The organism is Micromonospora parathelypteridis, assembly GCF_014201145.1.
In the GTDB taxonomy this organism is placed as follows: Bacteria; Actinomycetota; Actinomycetes; order Mycobacteriales; family Micromonosporaceae; genus Micromonospora; species Micromonospora parathelypteridis.
In genome coordinates this window covers 6,074,547-6,099,389 of sequence record NZ_JACHDP010000001.1, presented here as the reverse complement: position 1 = coordinate 6,099,389, position 24,843 = coordinate 6,074,547, and the positions used below count along the sequence as shown (strand labels likewise).

The following is a 24,843-nucleotide window of genomic DNA, read 5'->3' as shown; positions in this document are numbered from 1 at the left end:
ACTGCCAACAGCGGCAGGAAAACCGGGCCGCTACCTCTAGCCGTTGAGACCTGCCGCCAGTGCCTCGGCAAATGACGTGTCCGCGCCGGTCCCGCTCACGCCGAGCCGCCAGGTGCCTCCAGGAAGGTCACCGAGGGGCAACGACCGTCCGCCGGGCTGCCACAGCGGTTGCCATGCGACGGCTCCGTTAGGGCGGTTGAACCACCGGTTGTCCTCACTCCACGCCGAGCCGGCGCGGTAGGCGGCCACCAAGGTGGTCGTGTCGTCGGTGGCAAGGGTCCAGTTGGTGAACCCCGCGGCGTCGCCGTCCCGGTCCTGCTGGTCGGGGTCGCCGATGCGCGGCAGGGCCGAGTCCAGGTTCCAGGCGGCTTCCCAGACCGGCGCGGTCGTCGGGCCGGCCACGTGCCAGACGAGACTGAGGTCCGTGGTGGCCTTGTCGAACCGGAACCGCCAGTCGGTGGTCACCGGCTCGTCGCCGAGGGGGATGCCGTTGAGGCTCATGTCGGTGCCGTCGGCAGAGACGGTCACGTTCTTGGCGGCGCCCGCCATGTCGGTCGGTCCGAAGGCTCCGACCGCGAGGTAGGGCGTCGTGGAGCGGGACGACGAGTCCAGGACGGGTCGGTACTTGCCACGTCCGGCGGGATCGGCGTCGTAGGAGACCAGGCGTGCCTGGGGCGCTGTCTGCACGACGGCACGGTAGTAGGGAGTGGTGACGATGCGGCCCTTTGTCACCAGCGGCGTGCGCCAGCGCAGCGGTGCCAGCGAGAGTCCGCCCTGGCCCCAGCCGGCACCCGTGACGTACCAGTCGCCGGTGCCCGAGTCGTCCTTGACCACCTCGGCGGCGTGCGCGTTGATCTGCCCCGCCAACTGGTCGACGCTGAAGTGGAAGGGGTCGGAGCTGCGGTACACACGGGTGTCCTGGTATCCGCTTTCACAGCAGACGAAGAGATACCACGATCCGCCGTGACGCACCACGAACGGCGATTCGGTCGGTCCGCCGAAGGTGCCGGTGGCCGGGTGTTCGAAGGCCGTCTTCCGGGCGCCCCAGTGCACCAGGTCCTTACTGGTGCGGTAGGCGACGATGTGGTTGCCGCCCGCCGGTGTGCTGTTGGCGGTGTAGTACATCACCCACTGGTTGCCGACACGGGTGACCATCGGGTCCCGGCCGTCGAAGCCGTCGGTGAAGAGGGGGTTCGCCTTGTGCCGGGTCCAGGTCTTGAGATCCTTCGACGTGGCCAGCTGCATCTTGTAGGCCGAGTGGTCTGCGGTGCCGCCCGCGTAGTACATGTAGTAGGTACCACCGTGGTACAGCACGTACGGCGCCCAGATGTGGCTTTCGCCGGCGGCGGGGTCGGCCTCCAGCGCGAACGGCTGCTTCGTCCAGGGTCCGCGCGGCGACGGTGCCGTGGCGTGGCCGAAGAAGCGCTCGTCGAGCGGGTTGGCGGGTTCGGCGTGGGTGATCGCGAAGACGTGCCACTGGCCGGTACGGCGGTCGCGCACCATGGTGTGGTCGTTGTAGTACCAGCGCTCGTCCTCGCCGACGCTCGGGTCGTAGACGTTCACGAAGTCACCGGCGCTGACGACGGTCGACCGGTTCTCGTACGCCTGGTTCTTGATCGCGGGCGGGTCGGCCGCCCGAGCCGCGACTGGTGTCGCGATCAGACTCAGGGCGACCGCGACCAGCGCGGACAGCCGGCCAACGCGGGACGGTAGGCGGGACATCGCTTTCCTCCAGGGCTCGATGCGGGTTTGCGGTGGTGGCTTCCCGGTGGCTGATTCGCCGGTCGTCCGGTGGTGCGGACCCGCCAGCCTGCGCGGCGGGCCCGCACCTGCGGAACTGTTACTGCTTCCCGCCGAGCTCGGTGTAGACCTGAGCGGCGTTCTCCTTGGTGATCTGCGTCGTGCCGAGGGTGGTCGACTTCGGCACGTCCTTCGAGCAGTCGACCAGGATCTTCTTGGCCAGGTCGATCGCCTCGCGTCCGCCGGTCGCGTACTGGAACGTCGCCTGCAGGCGACCCTGCTCGACCGCCTTGATGCCGCCGGAGGCGACAGGCAGCGCGTCGATCCCGGTGAACTTGATCGCGCTCTCCTTACCGGCGGCCTTCGCCGCCAGGTAGGCGCCCTCGGCCATCGGGTCGTTGTGCGCGTACACGGCGTCGATGTCCGGCTGGGCCTTGAGCATCGCGTCCATCACGCTCTGTCCCTTCTCGCGCAGCCACTCGGCGGTCTGGGTGGCCACGATCTCGATCTTCGGGTTACTCGCGATGCCCTCCCGGAAGCCCTGGGCGCGCTCGGCGGCCGGGGTGGAGCCGGGCAGGCCCGAGATCTCGACGACCTTGCCGCCCTGCGGCAGCAGCGTCTTGGCGTAGTACTCCCCCGCTGCCTTGCCGATCGCCACGTTGTCGCCGCCGATGAAGGCGGTGTACGCGTCACCCTCGACCTTGCGGTCGAGCACGATGACCGGGATGCCCTTGTCGTAGGCCTTCTTCACCACGCCGGTGAGCGGCTTCGCCTCGTTCGGAGAGATGATCAGCAGGTTGATCCCCTGGGAGAGGAAGTTCTCCACGTCGGCAACCTGCTTGCTGTTGTCCTGAGCGGCGTCCGAGACGACGACCTGGAACCCGGTTACGGCCTTCGCCGCGGTGGTCACATCGTCGTTCATGACCTGCCGGTACGGCTCGGCGTTGTTGGCCTGCGACATGCCGATCAGGAACTCCTTGCCGCTGCCGCACTGGGCCGAGGCATCGGTGCCGCTGTCACCGCCGTCCTTCTCGACGCTGCATCCCGTGGTGACCGCGAGCGCGGTGAGTGTGAGGATCGTGAGGGCTGTTCTGGTGTAGCGCATGTTTCCTCCAAGGTGGTGGTGGTTCAGGCGATGCGGGGGCGAAGCCTCTGCAACGCGGCGGCAGCGACGATCACCAGTCCCTTGACGACCAGCTGCACGTTCGCGTCGATGTTGTTGAGGGCGAGGATGTTGTTCAGGATCCCGAGCAGCAGGGCGCCGGCGATCGTGCCGCCCATGGATCCACTGCCACCGGCGAGACTCGTCCCGCCGATGACCACGGCCGCGATTGCGTCCAGTTCGTAGCCGGCACCGTCGTTCGGGCTGCCCTGGTTGAGCTGACCGGCGTGGATGATCCCGGCCAGCGCGGCAAGCAGGCCGGAGATCGCGAAGACGGTGACCCGGACGCGCCGTACGGGCACGCCGGAGAGCCGGGCGGCTTTCTCGTTGCCACCGATGGCGTAGACGTGCCGCGCGAAGGCGGTGCTGCGCAGCACCAGGAGGGCGCCGATGCCGATGGCGAGGAAGATCAGGGCCGGTACCGGCAGCACTCCGTTGATCGAGCCGCTCAGCAGCGAGAACGTCTCGGGAGCCTCCTGCGGCCCGTCGCCGTAGGCGATCGGGATGCCCAGCCCTCCGGACCACATCCGGGCGATGCCCCGAGCCGCTTGCAGGCCGGCCAGGGTGACGATGAAGGACTGGATTCCTAGTCGGGCGACGATCGCGCCCTGGGTCGCCCCGAACGCGGTGCCGATGAAGAGCACGATCAGGACCGTCGGCACGATGCCCAGGCCGCTGTCGACCATCAGCGTGGCCGACCCGACCGCGGCGAGCCCGAGCACCGCCCCGACGGAGAGGTCGATGCCGCCGATCAGGATCACGAACGTCATCCCGACCGCGATGATGCCGATCTCCGAGACCGCCCGGACAATGTTGGCGAGGTTTCCGGAGCTGAGGAATACGTTCTCGCCGTTGCGGGATGGCGAGACGGCGATCGCGATCAGGAAGACGGCGACGAGCCCGAACAGGCTCTGGAACCGGAAGAAGTTGTCGACGATCGCCTGGCGGTCCTTTGGCAGGCGGATCGCCCGGCGGCGGGGCGGTGTCTCCGGCGGCGAAGCGGCGACGGTGGTGGGATTGGGCGAGTTCATCGAGGCTCCTTGACATCGTCCCCGTTGGCCGCGGCGAGGATGGCTTGTTGGGTGGCGGAGGCACGGGGCAGCGCGGCCACGGTGCGACCGCGGTGCAGGACGACCACCCGGTCACAGAGGCTCAGCAGCTCCGGCAGCTCCGACGAGGCGAGCAGGATCGCCATGCCGGAGTCGGCGAGCCGGTGCAGCAGGTGGTAGATCTCGGCCTTGGCGCCGATGTCCACCCCCCGGGTCGGTTCGTCGAGCAGGAGTAGTCGCGGTCGCATCAGCAGTTGCTTGGCGAACACGACCTTCTGCTGGTTGCCGCCGGAGAGCGTCGCCACGGGAATCGATGGTGATGCCGCCTTCACCGCCAGGGTGGTGAGTTGTTCGGCCACCGTCCGGCGTAGCAGCGGGCGGCGTAGCAGCCCGAGGGTGGTCAGCGACGACAGCGCGGAGAGCACGACGTTGTCCGCCACGGAGTGCTCCAGCATCAGCCCTGCGCCGCGCCGGTCCTCGGGGACGAAGGCCACCCCGCGCGCCAGTGCCGCCCGGGGGCCGCCCGGGCGGTACGGCCGGTCGCCGATCGTCACCTGGCCGGCGCGCCGGCCGGAGCCGCCCGCGCCGAACAGCGTCTCCAGCAGTTCGGTACGCCCGGCGCCCATCAGCCCGGCGAGGCCGACGATCTCTCCGGCGCGCACGGTGAGGTCCACGCCGGCCGGCTCGGTCCGGCCGGGCACCGGCCGGCGGGGCGTCACGGCGAGCCCGCGTACGTCGAGTAGCACGTCGCCGGGCTCGTTGCGGCCCTCGCCGAAGAGCGCGTCGACCGATCGGCCGACCATGAGTTGGATGATGTCGTCCCGGGAGGCGACCCGCGGGTCGACGCTGCCCGCGACCGTGCCGTTGCGCAGCACGGTCACCCGGTCGGCGATGAGCTCGATCTCCGCCATCCGGTGCGAGATGTAGACGATGCCGACTCCGGCCCGGCGCAGCTCGGCAATCGTCGCGAAGAGCCGTTCGACCTCGGCGTCGGCCAGTGCCGCGGTCGGTTCGTCCATGATCAGGACCCGGGCGCGCAGCGACAGGGCTCGAGCGATCTCGACGAGCTGTTGCTCGCCGACGCGCAGCGACCCCACGAGCCGGCGCGTGTCCAGGTCTGCGCCGAGCGTCCGCAGGTGCGCCTCGGCATCCCGGCGCATCCTCCGAAGGTCGACGGTGCCGAGGCGGGTGCGCGGCTCGCGCCCGAGGAACATGTTCTCCGCGATGGACAACCCGGCCACCAGGTCCAACTCCTGGTGGATGGTCGCGATACCAGCGCGTTGGGCATCGGCCGGGCCGGCGAAGCTCACCGGTTCCCCGTCCACCTCGATCGTGCCGTCGTGCTCGGTGATCACCCCGGAGAGCACGTTGATCAGCGTGGACTTGCCGGCCCCGTTTTCGCCGAGCAGCGCGTGCACCTCGCCGGCGGTCACGGTGAGGTCGATGTCGCGGCAGGCGTGCACGCCGCCGAACCGCTTGCCGATGCCGGTCATCCGGACCAGCGGCCGATCTGTCATACGGCACCTCGTAGCTTGTCTGGGGATCTGCGGGTGAGGGCGGGGTCGGAGGCCCGCGCGGGCAGGCCTCCGACCCGGGCCGTCACGAGGTGAGGCGCGCCTCGACGTAGTCGAGGCCGGCCAGGTACCCGCTCGACGCGGCGGCCTTGCCGGTCACCGTGAGGGTGAGCGTGTGCCGGCCCGCCGACAGCTCCCGCTGGCCGTAGTCCAGCGCGTCGCTGACGATCACTCCCGGCGAGTGGTACGCGTCGAACGCCTCGCCGATCTGGCTGCCGTCGATCGCCACCGTGTTGGTGCCGTAGTCACCCGCCAGCGTCTGCACCAGGTGCAGCTGGTAGGTGCCGGTCGTAGGCACCTCGAACGCCACCGTCACACTCCGGTTCGGCGCGTCCGGTCGGAACCACAGCTGCGCGCTCCGCGACCAGTGGATGCCGCAGCAGTCGCCCTGTACCTCCGCCGGTGCGTCGGTGGAGACCGCGGGCAGCAGCGATTCGCCTTCGAGTCGCAGCGTGTCGCCCGTGGTGGCCGATGCCGGCGCCGAGTAGGCGCCGAGGTTGCCCGCCGCGTCCACCGCGCGCACCCGGTAGTACCAGGTCTCACGCAGGGTCAGCCCGCTGTGCTCGAAGCTCGGCCGGGTGGTGACGCCCACCCGGTTGTCCGGTCCGGGCGTGAACCCGGCCTTGCGCGAGGCGAACACCTGGTAGCTCGGCGCGTACACGTCGTCTGCGGCCGGCCGCCAGGTCAGCGCCACCGCGTTGGTGGTGCCGCTGGTGGCGGTGAGCCCGGTGACCTGGGTGGGCCTGGTCTTGTCGACGAAGGGGGCGACCTCGCTCAGCACCGCGTACCGGGCTGCAGACCAGGCCGGGGCGCCAGCGGTCGGTTTCAACGTGACGGTCACCGTCGACTTGTTGCGGGTGAGCGCGGGCGGCAGCCGGAACTCGTCCTCCAGCCAGCGGTGCGAACCGTTGGCCAGCGGCTGCGACCAGGTGCCGGCGTCGCGCCCGTCGACCTGCACGGCCACCGACTGGTAGCCGGCGGTCTGGTCCCCCACCCGGCGCAGCACGGCGCCGGTGTTGTGTCGGTCCAGGGCCACCCGGAACCGGATCGGCGTGGCGGAGGCGCGGGTGTCGTCGGTGACCGGCCGGGGTGCGCCGTCGTCGCCTTCGAAGGTCGCGGTGAGCACCTCGCGCTTGCCGCCGGAGGAGTACGCGTGCGCCGACTCGCTGCCGGCGTCGCCGACGTCGACCGTGTCGGTCCAGCGCTGTCCGACGGTGTCCTGCCCGTACCAGTAGGCGGTCGAGCCGTACCGGGCCGGATCCTGGTCGCCCGGGCCGTGCTCGATGCCGAAGCGCAGGTCGGTCGCGAATGAGACCGCCTCGGCGAGCATCAGTCGGTACGCGCCGGTGCAGTCGTACTGGCAGCCGTAGTCACTGACCTCGTGGGCCGGGTTGCCGTTGGTGGGCGCTGAGAACGTGCCGTGGTTGAAGTACCAGCCGGCCTCGTAGAAGTCCTCGGTCCCGGTGCCGTGGATGCTCGGGGTCTGCGCGCCGTCCACATAGACCCGCTCGTCACCCTCGAGGTAGTTGCGTTGGTTGCCCGCGGGGATGTGCCCCTCCATGGTCTGCGTGACACCAACGAACTTTCCACGGCCGGCCACGTCGATGAACGGGTGGTCGGCGCCGGGGGTGGTGTCGGCGCTCGTCGCGGTGGCCCGGAAGTAACCCGCCGTGCCGGTGGAGCGCAGTGCCTGCTCCCAGCGGGCGGAACGTGCGGTGGTCACGGACGCGGTCGACGTCGTGATCGGCACGTTCGAGCCGTTGCGCAACTCGATCTTGTACCGGGACTGGTAGGGCATCGGCCACCAGGCCGACAGCGTCGCGGTCGCGGGGTCGACGCCGAACATCAGCGACCGCACCGGGTGCAGCCCGAGGCCGGTGCCGAAGAACTCGCCGAGTGGCGCGTCCACGGTGGTCTCACCGTCGAAGGTGATGCGCAGCCGGCTGTCCCGCAGCACCGCGTCGGAGGCCGCGACGGCCGCCTTGCGGTCGGCGTCCGCCGGGTAGCTCATGGTGTTGCTGCCCTGCCAGGTCTGCGTGGTGATCCGGTAGTTGTGGGCAGCCTCGGCGTCGGTGTGGGACGGGCCGAGGTCGAGGGTGTCGGTCCGCTTGGCGGTGCCGCCGACAAGGCTGTCGACCCAGTAGGTGAACTCGTTGATGTCCAGGTCCGAGGACGCGAACTGGTTCCGGATGGTGATCGTGGACTTGCCGGCCGTGGCGCTCGCCGGAAGATCGACGGTCTGGTCCAGCCAGGTGCCGAAGGGCACCAGCTGGTTGGCCGGCCACTCGGCGACCGGTACGCCGTCCACCATGACCTGCGCCCGCTGGTTCCCGATGTGCGGGTCCAGCCGGCGGGTCAGCCGTACCCCGGCGTTCGCCGGGTCGACGGCGACCTGGAATTCGCTGCCGCCGCCGGCGCCGTAGGCACGTCCGTCATCGGTGACCGGCGTCGGCGGACCGACGAGTTGCGGGATCCGCAGTTGCAGCGCGCTGATCGCGCCGGGGCCGACCCCGCTGGCGAGGGTCACCGCGCCCTTGGCCGGGACGCTGAAGTGCCGGTCGGCAGTCTTCGCGCCGGGCTCCGGGCGCTTGGGGTCGCGGGTCCCGGCGGCCTTGAGCTGCTCGATGACGTCCAACGCGCGGTCCGACGGGTCGAAGGTGCGCACCCCGTCGGCGGTGGTGAACTTGCGGTAGCCGACGTGGTAGAAGACCGGGTTCTTCTCGGTCGTCACCCGCATCGAGCTGCGGTAGGTCATGGGCGCCTTGATGTAGACGCCCCCGGAGCTCTGCGCCCCGTTGGCGACCACCGGGTAGACGAAGGGTGCGCCGAGCTTGCCGTCCACGACGTCCTGGAGCTTGGCGTCGAGCACGGTCTTTCCGTCGAGGACGACCTTGATGGTGCCGGTGGCGGAGACGTCGCCCTCGTCGCGGGTGAACCAGATCGAGTCGATCTCACCGGCGCCGGCGGCTTCGGCGAGGACGCAGCCTTCGGCGCCGGTGCGCAGGCACGAGTACTGGCCGGAGAAGCCGTCGTCGTTGCCGCCAGCGCGGTCGAAGCTGGAGAACTGGTAGGCCCGTGGTCCGTCGGGAAGTTCCGCGAGCCGGTCGAGCTTGCGGTAGACGTCCCATCCGGTGGGGCCGTTGTCGGAGGGGGTGGGCGCCGCTGCCGAGGCCGGCCCGGCTGGGCCGACCAGGGCGGTTCCGGCGAGCAGCGCCGCGGTGAACGCGGTGCGTAGCAGCCGGCGAGCGGAGGTACGTCGTGCGTGGGTGGTGGATGTCATGAGCGCCTTCCACGTCGGTGGGTGGGGCGGGGTGCGATACAGCCAAGGAATCGATTTCCCGCTGCGTCAGCGACAGGGTAGGCACGCCGCCGCGCGGCGGTCAATCCTTGATCGCCACCAACCCGTGGCGCAGTTGACAGCGAACCGGCGCGCTTTTATGGTCCTCGATCAGAGCCGAGCAACCGATTTCTCCGCTCTTGTAAGCACGCCGCGGCCGCTGCGGCGGCTGGGAGGCCCCGCCGTGCCCTTACTCGTCGTCCTGACCGGATCTTCCGGCGCGGGCAAGACTGCTCGGCGATGGTCATCCCCGGCTCCCGATCCGTGACTGGACGTACCGGGACGGGCGTACTCTCGTGACATTGAACGCCGCGGCGGTGGTCTGTCGGGGTGATGCCCGGCGGTTCTGCGTCAACGGTTGAGCGCGACAGGCCCGGTCGGCGACCGCGTCCGCGCCGGACACCGGCGGGAAACACCGGTCACGATTCCGTCACTACTCACCCGTAGGATGCCGGTTTCCGGCACCAGAGCGCGCTGGACAGCCGCGCCGAAGCACAGCACCAGAAGCGTCGAGCGAATGGAGGCGAATGGCGACGATCTATGACGTGGCGCGGCAGGCTCAGGTTTCACCCGCGACAGTGTCGCGGGTGCTGAACGGACGAACCACGGTCGATCCAGTCATGGCCGCGCGGGTGCAGCAGGCGATGCGGGAACTCGATTACCGCCCCAACGCCGTCGCCCGCAACCTGCGCCTGAGCCAGACCAGCCTCTGGGCGGTCATCATCTCCGACATCGGAAACCCCTTCTTCACCTCGATGGTTCGAGGAGTGGAGGACGTCGCGCAAGGCGCCGGCTACTCGGTGGTCCTGTGCAACAGCGACGAGGATCCGGAAAAGGAGTCCCGGTACATCGCCGCAGCCCTGGCCGAGCGGATGGCGGGTGTCATCATCTCCACGTCGGGCCGACCGACCGTCATCAACCGGCTCGTCGAGGCACGCATCCCAGTCGTGGCGATCGACCGCCAACTGCGCGGCGTCAACATCGACACCGTGCTCGTCGACAACGTGCAGGGGGCCGAGCTGGCGACCACCCACCTGCTCAACAACGGCTACGCGCGGGTCGCCTGCATCACCGGCCCGCGCCGGATCTCCACCGCCGCCCAGCGGCTCCGCGGCTACCAGCGCGCGTTGCGGTCGCACTCTCGGGAGGCGACCGACAACCTTGTGCGGTACGCGGACTTCCGCGAGGAGGGTGGCTACCGGGCCATGGCCTCGCTGCTCGACAGTGACAACCCGCCCGACAGCGTCTTCGCGACGAACAACCTGATGACCGTCGGCGCCCTCGAGTGTCTCGTCGACCGCGGGCTCAAGGTGCCGGCCGAGTTCGGAGTGATCGGGTTCGACGACATACCCTGGGCCCACCTCGTCAGGCCATCGCTGAGCACCGTCTCCCAGCCGACGTACGACCTGGGGCGGGCGGCCGCGGTCCTGCTCACCGAACGGATCGCCAACCCGGCGCGACCGCCGTCGACCGTCACCCTCAGCACCGGCCTGCAGGTACGCGAGAGCTCCAGCCGCCCAAGCTGAACCTCGTGGTCGGCGAGCCCACTGCCGCTGTTGTCGGAGCCGGTGGCCGGGCAGCCGACGGTGGAGGACGGGGAGCCTGCCCCCGGTACACCGTCAGGCTCCCCGTCCGTTCCACCCGCTCCGATCCGCAGCGCCGCGATCTCGCCGTTACTCGGGTGGATCACCCGCACCCGTGCGGGATCGACCAGCCTGAGCCGTCAGAGGTTGACCTCACCGCACAGGTGCACCTGGACGCCGAGTTCGGCGAACAGTGCCGCCTTGACCCGCAGCGCCTTGTCGGCGGTCTCCGCATCGGGCGCGTAGACGACGTTGGCGTGGTTGGCCTTGTGCCGCGCCATCAACTGGTCCCGGCCGACCCCGTGCAGGACGGCGTGCATGATCGGCCACTGCGGGTTGGTGGCGTTCAACCGGCGCTGGGTCTCCTCGGCCGGCAGCTCGACGACGGTGCCGCGGCCCAGGTCCACGTGCAGCGCGCCGTCCATGATGAACACCCGGGACCAGACGATCTCCCCTGGCTTCGAGACCCCGCTCAGGGTGCCGCCGCCCAGCGGGAAGAACATCGGCGGCTGACGCATGCTGTACGACTTGTCGTAGCCACCGTTGTGTGATGCCGGCACCGAGCCGGAGATCTCGAACACCCAGACGAAGTCGTCGCCGTACCGCTCGCCCCACCGGATGTCGTGCAACGTCGTCGCCGGGTCGAGGCCCATCGCCGTCCAGATCCGGTTGGTGACGAGCGAGTCGACCGCCACCCCCTCGTCGACCTCGTTGAAGTGCGGCAGCGGCGCCCCCGGGTACAGCTCGCGGCTCCCGTCGCGGCTCAGCACCGGCGGCCGCTGGACGTTGTTCAGCAGACCCTCGGCGAGGTCGCTGGCCGGAACGGTGTCCTTCAGGCCCTGCTGGTACTGGATGCCGACGGCGTCCAGGCCGTAGTCGTCGGAGATGCGCAGGGCGGCGACGTACATCTTGAACTGGCTGAGCAACTGCGCTTCGGTCAGCTCGCTGGCCTCGTCGGTGCCCACGTGAAAGGTCATCCCGGCGTCGTCCAACCACCGGCGGACCGCCTGGGCCTCCTCGTCGGAGACGTGCGCCATCTCGGCGACCAACGCGCTCTGCGAGAGCCGCTCCTTGTAGATGCCCAGCGGATTGATCAACTCGTCGTCGAAGATCGCGTTGTACATCCCCATGCATCCCTCGTCGAAGACGCCGATGATGGCCTTCTCCGAGGCGAGCTGGCCGGCCAGCGCCCGACCCAACGCGACCTCCGGGTCGTCGGGCAGGGCGGGCAGGTCACGTACGTGGCTGGTGTCGTGGCGCAGCTGGCCGGTCTCGAGCCAGGTCCGCAGCCCGCCGATCGCCCACTCGTCGGTGAAGTCCCGGCTCCACAGCGCGGAGTGCGGGATGCCGGCCTTGGTGAGGCTCGCGGTGAGGTTGAGCAGGCCGACCAGGCCGGGGAACTCGCCACTCCAGTTCGCCACGATGAGGATCGGCCCCCGGTGGCTGCGCAACCCGGCCAGGACGTGGTGGCTGTACTGCCAGACGGCCTCGACCACGATCAGTGGCGCGTCGACGGGGATCTGCTTGAAGACCTCGATGCCCGCGCGCTGGCTGTCGATGAAGCCGTGTCCCTTGGCCGGGTCGACGCCGTGCCCGCGCTCGATCTTCCAGCCGAGCGCGTTGACCGCCGCGGTGAGGTCGGCTTCGAGTTGCTGTTGGGTGGGCCAGCACGTGACGTTCGCGCTGAGCCGGAGATCGCCGCTGGCAACCGTGTAGACGGTACCGGGTGCCAGCGCCGGCGGATCGGCGAGCACGGGCAGCGTGTAACTGGTCATGAGGCGACTCCTTCGTTGCGTTGCTCTTTACTGGCGTCCGTCCGAGCAGCGCCCAGGAAACGGACCTGACGTGCGGCGAGCGCGTGCGCGACCCGCTTGGAACTCGTGTACAGCTCGCGATACAGCCCGTAGAGCTCGTCGTAGTCGGCGGCGAACTCGGCCCGTGGCTCGCAGACCTCGGTGACGGGGTTCCACGCCTCGATCGAGACGGTCCACCCGGTCTGCGCGGCCAGGAACGCCGCGCCGTAGCTGGCGCCGATGGTCTGCGCGGGGATCACCTGGGCGCGCCCGGTGACGTCGGAGACGATCTGGGTCCAGAGCCCGCCCTGGGTGCCCCCGCCGACCGCGACGACGCGCCGGATGTCACCGCCGCTCGCCTCGATGGTCTCGATGTTGTGGCGTACGCCGAGGCCGGTCGCCTCGAGCGCGGCGCGGTAGAGGTCACCGCGGTCGTGCGAGACGGTCAGGCCGGCGAGGATGCCGCGGGCCTGCGGATCCAGGATCGGCGTACGTTCGCCGGCGAAGTACGGCAGCATGAGCAGCCCTCGGGCCCCCGGACCCGAGGCCTCGGCGAGGCGGAGCAGGTCGGGATAGTCCGGCGAGCCGAACAGCTCGCGCAGCCACGCGGTGATCGCTCCGGAGGTCGCCAGGCCACCTGCGAGATTGCGAGTCCCGGGCAGGGCGCCAACGGTCCCCCACAGCGACGGGTCGGTGACCCGGGCCGCGACCGTGTGAACCAGGAACATCGTCGTGCCGTACATCAACATGAGGTCGCCGACGCCCTGAGCGCCGACGCTGATCGCCTCCGACCAGGCGTCGATGGTCCCGGTGATCACGGGGACACCCGCCGGCAGTCCGGTCACCGCCGCCGCCTCCGCCGTCACCCGGCCGGCGACGTCGCCGGGCCAGCGCAGCGGAGGCAGGACCACCCCGGGGGCGATCTCGGCGGCCCACGGGTGGTACCAGTCATGGTCGTCGGTGTCGTACAGCGGCGTGCACTGGCTCGCCGAGTGGTGGTCGAGCACGTACTCGTCGGTGAGTTTGACCGCGAGCCACGAACTGGGCATGAAGAGCCTGCGGGCGCGCTGGTAGAGGTCCGGCTCGTTCTCGGCGACCCAGGCCACCTTCGCGCCCGCCGCCTGACTGGACAGGGCCGAGCCGCACCGACGCAGGATCTCGTCCGCGCCGAACCGCTCGTTGAGCTGGGCGATCTGATCGGTTGAGCGGGTGTCGACGCCGTAGAGGATGGCCGGGCGGAGCGGGACGTTCGCGGCGTCGGTGAGCAGGACGCACGGGCCCATGCCGCTCACCCCGACCGCGACGACCTCGACGTCGCCGGGTGCCAGCAGGTCGCGGGTGAGCGAGACGAACTCCTGCCACCAGACGTCCGCGTCCATCTCGACCCAGCCAGGCCGTGGCCGGCTCACCTCGTGCGCCCGGGTGGACGACCGCAGCACGCGGCCGTCGACGTCGACGAGCACGCCCTTGCTGCTCGATGTGCCGATGTCCACGCCGAGGACAGCCGAGACCTTCATGGGCGCCACTGTTCCAGCAATCGATTTCCGAATCAAGGCCGAGGATCACGTTTTCTCTCGGTCACCGACGCCCGGGCCGAACCTTCGCCGACAGACGCCCGCACGCCGGCCCGGCCGGAGCGAGAAATCGTTAACCGATCAGTCCGGGTCAGGGGGTGCGGCCACCTACGAGGTTCCGGGAGCCACGGCGCGGGTGATGCGGCGGCCGAGCCGACGCAGGTGCTCGACCAGCTCCGGTGGCTCGTGCACGGTGAAGTCGCACCCGAGCAGCGCGAGCCGGAAGGCGAGCCAGTCGATGGTGTCTTCCGGGCTGCGCCACCGGCACGACGTGTCGTCGAGCGGCTCCAACTCCCCCGCATGATCGCCCAACCGGACAGCCGCCTGCTCAGCCGGCAACGCCAGCGTCGCCACCGCTCGGAAGACCGGCGCCAGGCTGTAGAGCTGGTTGGTCACGAACGCGGAGGCGTCGTCCGCCGGCAGCTCGCGGGGCGGCACCCGTACCCCGATTGTCCTGGCGTTCTCGATCCGTTCGACACGGAACATGCGCCAGTCCGTGCGCTCGTTGTCGTAGGCGACGACGTACCAGCGACGGCCCACCACGACGAGCCGGTGCGGTTCGACGAGCCGCTGGCTGACGGCGCCGTCGCCGTCGCGGTAGTCGAAGCGGACCCGCTCGTGTGCCGAGGCCGCTGCCGCGAGGACGACGAGCTGCATCGGGTCGACCAGCGACACCGCCGGCGCGGGCGATGACACGGTGGCCGCGCCGAGGGTGCCGACGTGGCGGCCCAGCCGCGGCGGCAGCACCTGCTGCAGCTTGGCGAGGGCCCGCAGCGAGGCCTCGGCGATGCCGGCGACCGGTTGCCGGGCCGCGCTTTGCAGGCCGACCGCGATTGCCACCGCCTCCTCGTCGTCGAGCAGAAGCGGCGGCATCGCCTTACCGGCGACGAGCCGGTAGCCGCCCTGCGCGCCCAGGCTGGCGTGGACCGGGTAGCCGAGTTCACGCAGCCGGTCGACGTCGCGGCGCACGGTCCGCGGGGTCACCCCAAGACGCTCGGCGAGTTCGCTGCCGGGCCACTCGCGAGGCGTCTGCAGGAGGGAGAGCAGTCGCAACAGGCGGGCCGGTGTGTTGCTCATACTCCCATGATGGCTCGGCATCTAGGACAGATGCTGGCCTATATGGGGTCTAACGTCGTTCATCTGAGTGCACAGACGCCTGCACCAGAACGAGGAGACGGACCGATGAAGGTTGTTCCCGACGGCTACCACACCGTGACCCCCTGGATCATCTCGCCGAGAAACACCGCGGCATTGATCGACTTCATCGTCGGCGTTTTCGACGCCACCGAACTGGCCCGGATGGAAGTGGACGGGGTGATTGGCCACGCCGAGGTTCGTATCGGGGACTCGGTCGTGATGATGTTCGACAAGCCTCAGTGGCCAGCCACACCCGCCTTCCTGCGTCTCTACGTCGCCGACGACGCCGAGGTACTCCACCGGGCCGTGGAACGCGGCGCGAGCGTCGTCACCGAGCCGACCGAGCTTTTCTGGGGCGACCGGGTCAGCCGTTTCCGCGATCCGATCGGCAATCTGTGGTGGATCCACCAGCGCGTGGCGGAGCCCACCGAGGAGGAGATGGGTCAACGGCTCAACGACCCCGAGTTCATAAAGGCAATGGAGTACGTCCAGGGTGCCGAGTTCACTCCCGGCAGCGTCAATTAGGACGTGGATGAAGCGACCGTCACACGGAAACCGCACCCACCCGCGCCGAATCGGCGGCTCCTGCTCACCCGGTGGACTCGTCCTGCGCCCGCAACCCGTGCAGGTCGTAGCTGAACTCACCGGCATCCAGCCGGGCCCTCAGCCGGGTCTCCTTCTCGATCCGACTCCGGGTCGCGGCGGCCACCTCGGCCGCACTCCCCCGCGCGACGACCACAGCACCGTCGGCGTCGAGCACCACGACGTCCCCCGGGTTGACGGTCGCCCCACCCACTCGGACCGCGACGTCGAGCGAGCCCCGCTCGCGCTTGGTCGCGCCCCGTACCCGACGCCACCGGGCCCAGATCGGTAGGCCGAGTTCTCGGAGCTCGTCCACGTCGCGTACCGCCGCGTCCACCAGCAGGCCGGCAGCGCCAGCGACCTTGGCCTGGGTGGCCAGCAACTCGCCGATCAGGGCGACCGGGGCAGGCTCGGGCATGGTGAGCACGAGCACGTCACCGGGGCGCACCAACGTCATCGCCTCGTGCACGGCCCGGTTGTCGTCCTGACCGCAGCGGACGGTCCGGGCCACACCCGCGACCCGGGTGCCCGGCACGACCTGAACAAGATCGACGTCGATCAGGCCACGCCGGCCAGCGGCCTCGAAGACGGTCGCCACTCCGCCGGCAGTCAACGTCTCGATCACGCCCGGCCCGACCGCCACGTCGCGAAGCTCGCTCACAGTGCACCCACCACGTTCGGAATCAATCGCTGGAACGCCTCGGCCTGCCGAATGCCGGCGTCGCCGGTCACCCGGCGGGCGTGGTTGCCACGCTGATCGGCTCGCTGCGTGTAGTACTCACGCAGGTAGCCCTGGGCGCCCATCGACGCCATCGCCTCCTGCTTGGCCGGCATCACATCGGTGATGTCGACGAAGACGGTGGGGACGAACCCGCACAGCTCCGGCTGGTGCGGTTCGAAGACCAGGAACTCCGAGGGCGGGGCGGTCCGGAAGCCGCTGGCGACCCCGGCTCCCGCGGTGAGCTGCCGGGCGGTCGCGACCGCGGTGTGCGCCACCGGATGATCCGGGTTGAACGGGTCGCGGTCCGGGTGGGTGAGCACCACGTGCGGGGCGTACTCCCGCATCAGCGCGGCCAGCCGGTCGATGTCCGCGTCCCGGATGCGCAATGGGTAGTCGCCCAGATCGAACGTCTCCAGGCGGGCGCCGACCGCGGCGGCGGCGCGCTCCGCCTCCGCGTGCCGCAGCCGCTTGACGTTCTCCACCGTCTGGTTCGGGTCCTTCCAGAGCTCGCCGGACTCGCCCCGCTCCCCGTAGGAGAGCGCCAGCACGACAGCCTCACCACCCGCCGCGGTGTGCTTGGCGATCGCCCCCGCGGCCCGCCAGACGAAGTCGGCCGAGTGGGCACCCACCACAAGCATTCGTCGCGCGCTCATGCCGGCACCGTCGCCCTGGGCGTCGCCAGACGACGCGAGTTGACCACCGCCATGACGTGGATCTCCTCATCGGTGAAGCCGGCGCCGAGCAAGCGGTCGGCGAAGAGCGCCAGACCGTCCTCGACCGGCGGGTTGAAGGGTTGCCCGAGGTCGCTGGAGAGGATGGAGTGCGCCACGCCGACCGCCCGGATGGTGGCGAACAACTCCACCCAGGCGACCTTGCCCGAGTGCGGAGTGGTGAAGCAGCGTTCCAACAGGGCACCCGCGTCGGCCAGCTCGCGCTGCTGCTCAACCGGCAGCCGCTGGGAGGTGAACTCGGGATGGGTGACCACGATTCGGCGTACCCCCTCCTCGCGGGCGGCCCGGACCATGCTGACGATCTCGGCGCCGCTCAGGTGGCCGGTGGCGAGTGCGATGTCGTGCCGGGCGATCACCCGCAGCACCTGGCGTACCCGCTCGAGGACGCGCCCGTCGCCGTCGACGACCTCGACCGGCTCCGGCACGATGCCCTGGCTGTGCAGGTCGGCTTGGAACGCCCCCCACATCGCCGGCGTGGCACCCGGCAGGTCGGTGGCGGTGTTGCGCCGCTGGTTTCCGGAGTCCACCGTGGGCATCCAGACGATCCGTGCGCCCTGCCGTGCGGCGACCTCGACGGCGACGGGGTTGATGCCGCCCATGGCGCCGTTGAGAGTGATCGCGCCGAGCGCGTCGACGTCGGGGACCACCTTGCGGACGACCGCTGCCCGCTCGGCCGTGGCCACGTAGTGGGACTTGAGGACGAAGCCGGCGAGCCCGACCTCGGCGCACCGGTGCGCCAGATCGACGTCGTCGATCCGCCGCGCCATCACGTCGGGTGCTACGTGTACGTGCGTGTCGTAGGCGCCGCGGACCAGGGCACGGGCACGGGCGGACGGGACAGGGTGTTCAGACATCGTGCTCCTTCGAGGGGCCCGGCAGCAGCGTGGCTCGACCGTCCATTGTCAGCCTGTCGCGAGCTGCGAGGACGCCTCCTTCAAAATATTAATAGAGGCAAGTCCGTGGATTGATTCGGTGACAGTCACGACTACCATCATCTACGTTCATTGATTGGTGAGAGCTGAATGTGAACAGCCCCGACTCATGCGATCAGCGTCGGCATGGCGCGCCGGCGCCTTCCCGAGACTTTCAAGCTGGAGGCATCACATGGTCAAGCGCTCTCGCGCGCTGGTCGCGACGCTGCTGGCCGCAGCCCTTGCCGTGACCGGTTGCAACGGTTCCGACGACAAGAGCGGCGACCCGACCGGCAAGCAGACCGACAAGGTCGCTTACATCACCGCCTTCGGCGCTGTTGGTCGGGACGCGTTCGCCTGGGTGGCGAAGGAGAAGGGCTACTTCGCCGAGGTCGGCATCGAGGTCGACATCAAAGAGGGCGCTGGCAACCAGCAGAACCTGACGGCCCTCAAGTCCGGGCAGGTCCAGTTCGCCGCGCTCGACTTCACCGGTGCCGTGATTCAGGCGGGTAAGGGTGAGTTCACCGACTGGCGCGCCATCGCCGCCGTACACCAGCAGACGCTGATCTCGGTGATGACCACCGCGGACACCAACATCACCAAGCCGACGGACCTGCAGGGCAAGACGATGGCGACCGGCTCCGGGTCGGTGACCGAGCTGCTCTTCCCGGCCTACGCCCGGTTGGCCGGGTTCGACCCGACGACGGTGAAGATCGAGGGCGTCCAAGCCACGGCACTCAACGGACTCATGGCGAGCCGCAAGGTCGACGCCCTGGGTACGTTCCTGCTCAGCCGCGCCGCGTTGCAGACCGCCTCCAAGAAGGAAGTCGTGGTGCTGCCCTACAGCGACTATCTGCGGGACCTCTTCGGCAACGCGATCATCACCACTCCCTCGCTCATCGAGAAGGACCCCGACCTGGTGCAGCGATTCACCGACGCGGTGCTCAAGGGGCTCCAGTACAGCATCGAGCACCCGGAGGAGGCCGCGTCGATCCTCAACAAGGTGAAGCCCACCTATGCCGTGGCAGCCGGCAAGGGTGAGATCGATGCGATGTCCCCACACGTTCGCCCGGCGAGCGGCGCCCCGATCGGCTTCATGGATGAGAAGCAGGTGGCGCAGACCATCACCATCCTGCAGGGCGCCAACCTGATTCCGCCCGGCCTGACCCCGGAGAAGGTCGTCGACCTGAGGTTCGTGAAGAAGTCCTGACGCGCGGTCGTGACCTGTGCGGCCCACTCCCGAACCTCAGGAAGATCACCGTGACTGACAGTCCCACGCCGTCACAACGATGGCCGCACGTCGGGCTGCCCACCCTCGGGGCGGTGCTGGCGATCGCGCTCTGGTGGCTGGCCACCTGGGCGTTCGACATCGAGCCGTTCTTCCTGCCCGCACCCCCGGACGTGGTCGACGCGTTCGTCCGGCTCCCCGGCTACCTCGCCGAGCAAACCTTGATCACCTTCCTGGAGACGGTCATCGGGTTCGGGATCGCGACCGTAGGTGGCCTCCTGCTCGCCGTCCTGCTCGCCGCGTCCCGGACGGTCGAGCGGATGGCCCTCCCCATGATCGCCGGAATCAACGCGGTACCGAAGGTGGCGCTCGCGCCACTGCTCCTGGTCTGGATCGGGTTCGGCTACGAAACCAAAGTCGTGATGGTCGTGCTGCTCTGCTTCTTTCCGATCCTGGTCTCGACCATGGCCGGGCTGACCTCGACCCCGAACGAACTCGCCGAACTCGCCCGCTCCCTGTCCGCCTCGTGGTGGCAGACCTTCGTGAAGGTGCGACTCCCGTGGGCCCTGCCGCAGGTCTTCGTCGGACTGAAGGTCGCGACCTCGCTGGCTATCATCGGCGCGACCATCGGCGAGGTGATCAACCCGGAGGCCGGGCTCGGTTCGGTGATCGCCAGCTCCGGCCAGTCGGCCGACACTCCACTCGCGTTCGCAGCGCTGACCCTGCTCGCGCTCATGGGCGCGCTGCTCTTCTACCTGATGGCCGGCCTCGAACGCCTCCTCGCCCCGTGGGCACGGGCGATCTCGTCGTAGTGATCTAGGGTGATCGCGGCGCCGGAGGTACGGGGATCGTCGGGTACGGCGGGATACCCTGCCTGCGGTGCCTCGAACCGCGTGACCGAAGGAGTCGATGCTGGGATGACGGCTGGACGGGCGGTGCCCACGCAGGACGACGTGCTCGGATACTTCGACTCGCTGTCGAACTGGGGACGGTGGGGCGACGACGACGAGCTCGGCACTCTGAACCACATCAGCGACGACGTCCGGCTGGCGGCGGCACGGGCCGTGCGCCACGGCAGGAGCGTGTCCTGCGCGTGGGAGGTTGCCGTACCGGGAGATATGGAGCGGTCGACGACGACGTGCCCGTGCGCCGCCGACATGCCGGGTGCCGAGAACATGCCGGTGCCCGCCTTCCACGCTGACCGGCGCTGGGGCTTTTCGTCCGAGCGGCTCGGCATGACGTTCCACGGCAACACCTTCACCCACGTCGACTCGCCGTGCCACATCTTCTGGGACGGCATGATGTACAACGGGCGGTCGCACTCGTTGGTCGACGCCGCGACGGGGTCGGCGTGGGCGGCCGTCACGGCGGCGGCGAACGGGATCGTCACGCGTGGCGTCCTGCTGGACGTTGCGAGGACCCGTGATGTGCCGTGGTTGGAATCGGGGCAGGGTGTGTTCCCCGACGATCTCGAGGAGGCCGAGCGTCGCCAGGGTGTACGGGTGCGACCCGGCGATGCGGTGCTCCTGCGGACCGGTTATGGCCGCTTCCGGCACGAGGCCGGTGAGGCCAGCGGTTTCACGCAGGCCGGCTGGCATGCGTCCTGCCTGCCGTGGCTGCACGAACGGGAGGTCGCGCTGATCGGCGCCGACACCCCCCAGGACGTTCAGCCGTCGGGGTACGACGACGTGCTGATGCCGGTGCACGCTGTGAGTCTCGTCGCGATGGGTCTGTGGATGCTCGACAACTGCGACCTGGAGGCGTGCGCGGCAACGGCTGCCGAGCTCGGCCAGTGGGACTTCCAGCTCGCAGTCGCGCCGGTCCGCCTCGCCGGAACGTCCGGCAGCCCGGTCAACCCGATCGCCACATTCTGACCGCGGTTCGCGAACACCGTGCCCTCGGCTAGTCGGGTTGCCTGGTTGCTGGTGTCGCGATTTGCGTGACTCCTTCCTGCCGTAGTTCCAGGGTGCGGGGCTGGTCGTTGGCCTGCGGGAACCAGACTTCCAGATCGAGTCCTGGGTGTTGGTAGTGACCGTCCGGGCCTGCCAGCAGTGCGACCGGTTGCTGGGCAGGGGCGGAGAAGGTCAGTTGGCCGTTGGTGACCGCGATGTCGATCGGGTAGTCGTCGTGTAAGAGGTAGCGGCCCGTCACGTCACCGAGCGGCGCGGCCGTGATGGTGGTGGCGTACCGACGGTCCGCTGCGGCGCGGATGCTGACCAGCAGCTCCCATCCATCCTCGGAGTTGGTCATCGCCGCGACCGCGAAGCCGCTGTCGGGCCACACGTAGGAGAAGCAGGTATAGCCGACGTTCAACCCGGTGTGTCCGAAACGCCGGCGCCCGACGCGCTCGACGACCTCGGTGCCGAGCCCGTAGGTGCCACCGGGAATCTGCGGTGTCCACATCTCGGTGGCCAGGTCGCGGTCGAGCAGCTTCGAGTTTGCCGAGGCCGCTCGGGCGATCTCAAGGTCGAGCCGGAGCAGGTCGGTCGGGGTGCTCCACATACCAGCCGCAGCCGTCTCCGGCTGCGCTCGCCAACCGCCGGGAACCCCGGTGCCGCCACCGTGATGGCCGCGAGCCACCAGATCTGGTCGCCGGTGCGGAAACCCCTGGTCGAAGCTGCTGTCGGTCATGGCCATCGGTTCCAGCACCAGGGTCTGCATGAGGTCGTCGAACGGGGCTCCGGTCGCGTCCACCATCAGCTGCTGGAGCACGGAGTAGTGGCTGCCCGAGTACCGGAAGCGGCTACCCGGCAACAGGGTCGACCGAACCGGTGGAGTGGTCGTCGGGCCGCTGCCTTCCAGGACCTGCAACAGCGACGGGGCGTTGTCTGCGGCATAGCCGCGGTACCAGGTGTCGGACAATCCCGCCGTGTGCGCCAGGAGCTGTCGTACCGTAACTCCCGGTTGCCGACCCTCGAGGTCGAGTAGATGCCACGACGTGAGGTACTCGCCGACGTCGGTGTCGAGGTCCAGCACACCGTCCTGGACCAGCCGCAAGGCGCCGAACGCGGCGACATGCTTACTGATCGAACAGGCCGCGAACGCGGTGCCCGCGGTCACCGGCGTCGACGTCCCACCAGCTGCGACGCCATACCCCGCCGTCCACACCTGCCCGCTCACGTGCCCGACGGCGATGCTGACCCCGGGCACCTGGTAGATGCTCATCAGATCGGACAACGTCGCCGTGTCCGGCGAGAGCCGCCCGGAAGATACCTGCCGGTCAAGGTGATCCAGCAGTGGCAACCAGCCCTGGGATAAGTCCGTGTCTTCCACGGCATCGATTCTCGACCGCGCGTACCCGGTGGATCAACCTCGCGGTGTAGCAGCGCCGCAGGAATCCGGCCCGCAGCCGGGGCCGGTCCGCCGACGTCCACGGGGACGCCGGCGGACCGGATTCAGCGGACGTCGGCGGTGGTCCAGCGCGGGGAAGCGTTGGTGACCGCGACGGTGTCGCCGACGAGCGTGGTCGTCGCCTGTGTGTCCCGCCGCACGCTGGTGCCGACCCAGAGTTCGACGTCGCCGGGCTCCACGACGCGGGTGAACGTGCGGTCGGAGAAGGCCAGGCGGGTGGTGGGGACCGTCAGCTCGACCGTGACGGACTCGCCCGGCTCCAGGTGGACTCGTCGGTAGCCGAGCAGCTGCGCCACCGGCCGGGTCACCGAGGCCACCAGGTCGCGACCGTAGAGCTGGACCACGTCGTCGCCCGCGACCGCGCCGGTGTTCGTCACCCGCACCGTCACGCGTACCGCACCATCGGTGGGCACCGTGGTGGGCACGGTGAGATCGCTGTACGCGAACGTCGTGTAGGACAGACCGTGGCCGAACGGCGCCACGGGTGTCGCCGGCAGGTTGGTCACCTCGTTGCCCGCACCGAGGGTGGGGTGCAGGTAGGAGTACGGCTGCGCGCCGGCCGACCCGGGCAGGGTGACCGGCAGCCTGCCCGACGGGTTGACCCGCCCGGAGAGCACCCCCGCGATCGCCCCCGCGCCCTCCTCGCCCGGGAAGAACGCCTGCACCACCGCCGCGCAGCCCGACAGCGCCCAGCCGACCGTGTACGGCCGGCCGGTGACCAGCACGAGGACAACCGGTGTGCCGGTCGCCATCACCGCCTCGACCAGTTCGCGTTGGACGCCGGGCAGCTCCAGGTCGTCCCGGTCGCAGCCTTCGCCGACCGTGCCGCGTCCGAAGAGGCCGGCGTGGTCGCCAACGACCAGGACGGCGACATCCGCCGCGGCGGCCGTGGCGACAGCCTCCTCGAAGCCGGATCGGTCGTCGGTGTCCACGTCGCAGCCGTGTGCCCAGGTGACGAGATCGCCGCCGAACTCGGCCCGCATGGCGTCGAGCACGGTCGGCACCTCGATGCCCGTCTCCACGCCGGGATGCTGGACGAGGACGTGGTTGAGGAACGAGTAGCACCCGAAGAGGGCACCCTGCCGGTCGGCGTTCGGGCCGATGAGCGCCACCCGTCGTCCGGCCGGCAGCGGCAGCACGTCCCGGTTGGCGACCAGCACGATCGATTCCTCGGCGAGCCGGCGGGCGATCGACCGGTGTTCGGGCGAGTCGAGGTCGATCGTCTGGGGCGGCTCGTCGGTGAAGGTCGCGTCGAGCAGACCCAGGTCCTGCTTCTGGCGCAGCACCCGCAGCACCGCGCGGTCGATGAGCGCCTCGTCGATCTTGCCCGCCCGCACCGACTCCCGCAGGGTCAGATAGGCGTCGCCGGTCGGCAGTTCGACGTCGACACCCGCGCTCAGCGCCTGTCCGGCCGCCTCCGCGTGATCGCTGGCCACGTGGTGCAGCAGGTTCAGGAACGCGACCCCGTAGTAGTCGGCCACTACCGTGCCGTCGAAGCCCCACTTGTCCCGCAGAACGCCGGTCAGCATCGTCGGGTCGGCGGCGACGGGCACCCCGTCGATCTCGGCGTACGAGTGCATGACGCTGCGTGCGTCGCCGTCGATGATCGCCATCTCGAACGGGAGGAGCAGCACGTCGGCCAGTTCCCGGCGGCCGACGTGCACCGGGCCGAAGTTGCGCCCGGCGCGCGAGGCGGAGTAGCCGGCGAAGTGCTTGAGGGTGGCGTGCACCCCCTGCGACTGCAGGCCGCGCACGTACGACGTGCCGATGGTGCCGACCAGGTACGGGTCTTCGGAGATGCACTCGTCCACCCGACCCCAGCGGGGGTCACGGATCACGTCGAGCACCGGAGACAGCCCCTGGTGGATGCCCAGGGCCCGCATCGAGGCGCCGATCGCCGCGGCCATCTCCGTGACCAGTTCGGGGTTGAACGCGGCGCCCCAGGCCAGCGGGGTGGGGAAGGTTGCCGCCTTCCACGCCGACAGCCCGGTGAGGCACTCCTCGTGGACGATCGCCGGGATGCCGAGCCGGGTCCCCGTGACCAGATCCCGCTGGAACTTCCACAGCCAGGACGCGCGTTCCGCCGCGTCCAGGGGGCGGGTGCCATAGGCGCGGGTGAGGTGGCCGAGCCCGTGCCGGGAGAAGTCTTCGAGCTTGAAGACGTCGCCGAACTCCCCCTGCAGCGGTGCGACCGCCTCGCCGTCCTCCTTCTCCCAGAAGCCGACGAGCTGGGCGATTTTCTCCTCGATCGTCATCCGGCCGAGCAGATCGCGTACGCGTGCCCCGCCGTCGTGCCCGTCCGGTCGGCCGTGAACCCGACCTGTCTGAGCCGGCGTCGGCCCGTCCACCAGTGTGTGGACCTCAGTCATG

General features: G+C 69.7%; 18 protein-coding genes. 5 read left to right on the top strand and 13 right to left on the bottom strand.

Annotated elements, in window-relative coordinates:
* Positions 1-36: 36 nt before the first annotated feature.
* The 5 genes from HNR20_RS27430 to HNR20_RS27410 form a co-directional block, all read right to left on the bottom strand.
* Positions 37-1,722 carry a glycoside hydrolase family protein gene (locus HNR20_RS27430; RefSeq protein WP_184185563.1) on the bottom strand — a complete coding sequence of 562 codons (1,686 nt, stop codon included), beginning with the start codon at positions 1,720-1,722 and terminating at the stop codon, positions 37-39.
* A 118-nt stretch (positions 1,723-1,840) separates the two neighbouring features.
* Positions 1,841-2,845: a substrate-binding domain-containing protein gene (locus tag HNR20_RS27425; RefSeq protein ID WP_184185560.1), complete on the bottom strand. Its 1,005-nt coding sequence runs from the start codon at positions 2,843-2,845 to the stop codon at positions 1,841-1,843.
* Positions 2,846-2,868: 23 nt separating this feature from the next.
* Entirely contained in the window at positions 2,869-3,933 is a 1,065-nt protein-coding gene (locus HNR20_RS27420; protein ID WP_184185557.1) for an ABC transporter permease, read from the bottom strand.
* Positions 3,930-5,468, bottom strand: a complete 1,539-nt coding sequence (locus tag HNR20_RS27415; RefSeq protein WP_184185554.1) for a sugar ABC transporter ATP-binding protein — start codon at positions 5,466-5,468, stop codon at positions 3,930-3,932. Before HNR20_RS27415 ends, HNR20_RS27420 begins: the two co-directional genes overlap by 4 nt.
* A gap of 82 nt (positions 5,469-5,550) precedes the next feature.
* Complete coding sequence (locus tag HNR20_RS27410) at positions 5,551-8,805, bottom strand: DUF2961 domain-containing protein (RefSeq protein WP_184185552.1); 3,255 nt, start codon at positions 8,803-8,805, stop codon at positions 5,551-5,553.
* Between the two features lie 584 nt (positions 8,806-9,389).
* Between HNR20_RS27410 and HNR20_RS27405 the strand changes: the two genes are divergently transcribed.
* Positions 9,390-10,388 carry a LacI family DNA-binding transcriptional regulator gene (locus tag HNR20_RS27405; protein ID WP_184185549.1) on the top strand — a complete coding sequence of 333 codons (999 nt, stop codon included), beginning with the start codon at positions 9,390-9,392 and terminating at the stop codon, positions 10,386-10,388.
* 197 nt (positions 10,389-10,585) lie between these two features.
* Here HNR20_RS27405 and HNR20_RS27400 read toward each other — a convergent pair whose 3' ends face one another.
* From HNR20_RS27400 to HNR20_RS27390, 3 genes are all read right to left on the bottom strand, one after another.
* Positions 10,586-12,220 (bottom strand): fucose isomerase, encoded by a 1,635-nt coding sequence (locus tag HNR20_RS27400; RefSeq protein ID WP_184185546.1) that lies wholly within the window; start codon positions 12,218-12,220, stop codon positions 10,586-10,588.
* Positions 12,217-13,755, bottom strand: coding sequence for an FGGY-family carbohydrate kinase (locus HNR20_RS27395; protein ID WP_184185543.1), 1,539 nt, complete (start codon positions 13,753-13,755; stop codon positions 12,217-12,219). Before HNR20_RS27395 ends, HNR20_RS27400 begins: the two co-directional genes overlap by 4 nt.
* A gap of 165 nt (positions 13,756-13,920) precedes the next feature.
* Complete coding sequence (locus HNR20_RS27390; RefSeq protein WP_184185540.1) at positions 13,921-14,889, bottom strand: helix-turn-helix transcriptional regulator; 969 nt, start codon at positions 14,887-14,889, stop codon at positions 13,921-13,923.
* A 30-nt stretch (positions 14,890-14,919) separates the two neighbouring features.
* Between HNR20_RS27390 and HNR20_RS27385 the strand changes: the two genes are divergently transcribed.
* Positions 14,920-15,474: a VOC family protein gene (locus HNR20_RS27385; RefSeq protein WP_229687274.1), complete on the top strand. Its 555-nt coding sequence runs from the start codon at positions 14,920-14,922 to the stop codon at positions 15,472-15,474.
* A gap of 64 nt (positions 15,475-15,538) precedes the next feature.
* On the opposite strand, the gene HNR20_RS27380 is transcribed toward HNR20_RS27385, so the two are convergent.
* The 3 genes from HNR20_RS27380 to HNR20_RS27370 are packed head-to-tail and all read right to left on the bottom strand — an operon-like array spanning position 15,539 to position 17,837.
* Complete coding sequence (locus tag HNR20_RS27380) at positions 15,539-16,192, bottom strand: RraA family protein (RefSeq protein ID WP_221309940.1); 654 nt, start codon at positions 16,190-16,192, stop codon at positions 15,539-15,541.
* Positions 16,189-16,905, bottom strand: coding sequence for a PIG-L deacetylase family protein (locus HNR20_RS27375; RefSeq protein ID WP_184185537.1), 717 nt, complete (start codon positions 16,903-16,905; stop codon positions 16,189-16,191). The genes HNR20_RS27380 and HNR20_RS27375 overlap by 4 nt, the downstream gene beginning before the upstream one ends.
* Positions 16,902-17,837, bottom strand: coding sequence for a DUF6282 family protein (locus HNR20_RS27370; protein WP_184185534.1), 936 nt, complete (start codon positions 17,835-17,837; stop codon positions 16,902-16,904). The genes HNR20_RS27375 and HNR20_RS27370 overlap by 4 nt, the downstream gene beginning before the upstream one ends.
* A gap of 250 nt (positions 17,838-18,087) precedes the next feature.
* Here HNR20_RS27370 and HNR20_RS27365 point away from each other — a divergent pair, with 250 nt between their 5' ends.
* The 3 genes from HNR20_RS27365 to HNR20_RS27355 all read left to right on the top strand — a co-directional run bounded on the left by HNR20_RS27365 (position 18,088) and on the right by HNR20_RS27355 (position 20,996).
* Positions 18,088-19,104 (top strand): ABC transporter substrate-binding protein, encoded by a 1,017-nt coding sequence (locus HNR20_RS27365; RefSeq protein WP_184185531.1) that lies wholly within the window; start codon positions 18,088-18,090, stop codon positions 19,102-19,104.
* Between the two features lie 50 nt (positions 19,105-19,154).
* A complete protein-coding gene (locus tag HNR20_RS27360) occupies positions 19,155-19,934 on the top strand; it encodes an ABC transporter permease (RefSeq protein ID WP_184185529.1) in 780 nt (259 codons plus the stop codon).
* A 105-nt stretch (positions 19,935-20,039) separates the two neighbouring features.
* Positions 20,040-20,996: a cyclase family protein gene (locus HNR20_RS27355; protein ID WP_184185526.1), complete on the top strand. Its 957-nt coding sequence runs from the start codon at positions 20,040-20,042 to the stop codon at positions 20,994-20,996.
* Between the two features lie 28 nt (positions 20,997-21,024).
* On the opposite strand, the gene HNR20_RS27350 is transcribed toward HNR20_RS27355, so the two are convergent.
* Complete coding sequence (locus HNR20_RS27350) at positions 21,025-22,395, bottom strand: serine hydrolase domain-containing protein (RefSeq protein WP_184185523.1); 1,371 nt, start codon at positions 22,393-22,395, stop codon at positions 21,025-21,027.
* A gap of 122 nt (positions 22,396-22,517) precedes the next feature.
* Complete coding sequence (locus HNR20_RS27345) at positions 22,518-24,842, bottom strand: beta-xylosidase/alpha-l-arabinosidase (RefSeq protein ID WP_184185520.1); 2,325 nt, start codon at positions 24,840-24,842, stop codon at positions 22,518-22,520.
* Between the last annotated feature and the right edge of the window lies 1 nt (position 24,843).

Excerpts from the sequence above, each read along its gene's own strand:
- HNR20_RS27430 (WP_184185563.1), bottom strand. The coding sequence starts at position 1,722 with ATGTCCCGCCTACCGTCCCGCGTTGGCCGGCTGTCCGCGCTGGTCGCG.
- HNR20_RS27425 (WP_184185560.1), bottom strand. The coding sequence starts at position 2,845 with ATGCGCTACACCAGAACAGCCCTCACGATCCTCACACTCACCGCGCTC.
- HNR20_RS27420 (WP_184185557.1), bottom strand. The coding sequence starts at position 3,933 with ATGAACTCGCCCAATCCCACCACCGTCGCCGCTTCGCCGCCGGAGACA.
- HNR20_RS27415 (WP_184185554.1), bottom strand. The coding sequence starts at position 5,468 with ATGACAGATCGGCCGCTGGTCCGGATGACCGGCATCGGCAAGCGGTTC.
- HNR20_RS27410 (WP_184185552.1), bottom strand. The coding sequence starts at position 8,805 with ATGACATCCACCACCCACGCACGACGTACCTCCGCTCGCCGGCTGCTA.
- HNR20_RS27405 (WP_184185549.1), top strand. The coding sequence starts at position 9,390 with ATGGCGACGATCTATGACGTGGCGCGGCAGGCTCAGGTTTCACCCGCG.
- HNR20_RS27400 (WP_184185546.1), bottom strand. The coding sequence starts at position 12,220 with ATGACCAGTTACACGCTGCCCGTGCTCGCCGATCCGCCGGCGCTGGCA.
- HNR20_RS27395 (WP_184185543.1), bottom strand. The coding sequence starts at position 13,755 with ATGAAGGTCTCGGCTGTCCTCGGCGTGGACATCGGCACATCGAGCAGC.
- HNR20_RS27390 (WP_184185540.1), bottom strand. The coding sequence starts at position 14,889 with ATGAGCAACACACCGGCCCGCCTGTTGCGACTGCTCTCCCTCCTGCAG.
- HNR20_RS27385 (WP_229687274.1), top strand. The coding sequence starts at position 14,920 with ATGCTGGCCTATATGGGGTCTAACGTCGTTCATCTGAGTGCACAGACG.
- HNR20_RS27375 (WP_184185537.1), bottom strand. The coding sequence starts at position 16,905 with ATGAGCGCGCGACGAATGCTTGTGGTGGGTGCCCACTCGGCCGACTTC.
- HNR20_RS27370 (WP_184185534.1), bottom strand. The coding sequence starts at position 17,837 with ATGTCTGAACACCCTGTCCCGTCCGCCCGTGCCCGTGCCCTGGTCCGC.
- HNR20_RS27365 (WP_184185531.1), top strand. The coding sequence starts at position 18,088 with ATGGTCAAGCGCTCTCGCGCGCTGGTCGCGACGCTGCTGGCCGCAGCC.
- HNR20_RS27355 (WP_184185526.1), top strand. The coding sequence starts at position 20,040 with ATGACGGCTGGACGGGCGGTGCCCACGCAGGACGACGTGCTCGGATAC.
- HNR20_RS27345 (WP_184185520.1), bottom strand. The coding sequence starts at position 24,842 with ATGACTGAGGTCCACACACTGGTGGACGGGCCGACGCCGGCTCAGACA.